General features: G+C 41.7%; 1 protein-coding gene and 1 pseudogene. Both read right to left on the bottom strand.

Going from position 1 to position 1478, the window contains the following annotated elements; translation table 11 throughout:
- Positions 1-31 precede the first annotated feature (31 nt).
- Positions 32-862 (bottom strand): annotated as a pseudogene (locus R2B77_RS17840) (IS3 family transposase); the annotation flags it as partial.
- Positions 859-1395 carry a helix-turn-helix domain-containing protein gene (locus R2B77_RS17835; RefSeq protein WP_232843539.1) on the bottom strand — a complete coding sequence of 179 codons (537 nt, stop codon included), beginning with the start codon at positions 1393-1395 and terminating at the stop codon, positions 859-861. The pseudogene R2B77_RS17840 and the gene R2B77_RS17835, both read right to left, overlap by 4 nt.
- Between the last annotated feature and the right edge of the window lie 83 nt (positions 1396-1478).

The raw sequence follows: 1478 nt of genomic DNA, 5'->3' as shown, positions 1-1478 counted from the left end.
GTGTTGTGACCCCTAAAAGTTAGAGTTTATATTAAGCAGCTAATTGGCTGGTGTGAAGACGGTATTGAACCGGGCTCATGCCAGCCAATTTCAGTTTGATACGTTTGTTATTGTAATAATAGATGTATGACTCAATATCTCTTTTAAGTTCCTCATACGTGCGAAGCGGTTCACCATAGTACATCTCTTGCTTCAAAAGCCCAAAGAAGTTTTCCATGGGTGAATTGTCTAAGCAGTTTCCCTTGCGTGACATGCTTTGGAACACGTTGTGTTCCTTAAGGGTATTGACCCATCTTATGTGCTGATAATGCCAGCCCTGGTCAGAATGGATAGTCGTTCGATATCTTGAATCCTTTATGACTTGAAGAGCGTCTTCCAGGGGTTTCATCACAAAGTCCAGTGTCGGACGCATGCTGATACCGTGTGAAAGGATCTCCCCATTATACATGTCCATCATGGGGCTGAGATAGAGTTTGAGACCGTCTGAACACTTGAATTCTGTAATGTCTGTTGTCAGCTTTTGATGAGCGATTGTTGTGTTGAAACGACGACGAAGACGGTTTTTAGCTATTGTACCGATATTTCCTTTGTAAGAACTATAGCGACGTGATTTTCGCATGAACTTAGTTCCCTTCAGTTCCAGTTTCCCCATGATACGCTGAACCTTTTTATGGTTCACTTGGATACCCCGGTTCTTCAACTCCAGTTGAATTCGGCGGTAACCATAGTTCCCATCGTGTTCTTCAAAAATAGATTGTATTTTTTCTTCTAGCGATTGATCAGGATTCGCGATTTGCATTCTTTTCACTTGATAGTGGTAGGAAGATTCGGGAATACCTATGACTTGAAGGATGTCCTTTAGTCGGAATTTTTCTTTGAGCTCGAATGATAGAGCTGCTTGTGCTTTTCGAGATAACCTTCCGGATCCATCTGAAAAGCTCGTAACTTTTTTAGGTACTCCACCTCCAAACGGAGGAGTTCGTTTTCCTGTTCTAGTTTCTGTTCCCGTGTCATTTCATTATTTTCTTGATGCTTCTTATTTTTTTCATTCTTCACTTTATCCGACATAGCTGGCCGTCCCCTCGGTCTGTTCAGAGCCTCAACACCGTGTTTCAGGAGTTTTCTCTTCCATGAAGCAATCATCGACGGGTTGGTCAATCCGAAGTGAAGTGCTGTTTCAGCTAATGAAGCACCTGTTCTTTTCATAAAGCTTAATACATCCAGCTTGAATTTAACAGAGTAAACTTCAGCATTCTTCTTTCTACGTAATCCCTCCGCACCGTATTTCTTGTATACGTTCACCCAATTATTAAGCTGTCTGTGAGATTTTATATCGTGTTTGCGCGCTAGTAGCTTGAAACCCAGTGGACCGTGCAGATATTCACGTACAACCATCAGCTTAAATGCATCGCTATATTTAGCCATAATAAAAACACCCCAAAAGTTAGATTTGACTCTAACTTTTGGGGTGCACATCA

It is taken from the genome of Sporosarcina beigongshangi, assembly GCF_033485195.1.
Taxonomy (GTDB): Bacteria; Bacillota; Bacilli; order Bacillales_A; family Planococcaceae; genus Sporosarcina; species Sporosarcina beigongshangi.
The sequence above is the reverse complement of the archived record's forward strand: the minus strand, read 5'-3'. Positions and strand labels throughout refer to the sequence as shown.

Bases quoted from the DNA above. Each gene is read 5' to 3' on its own strand.
- R2B77_RS17835 (WP_232843539.1), bottom strand. From the start codon at position 1,395: ATGGTTGTACGTGAATATCTGCACGGTCCACTGGGTTTCAAGCTACTA.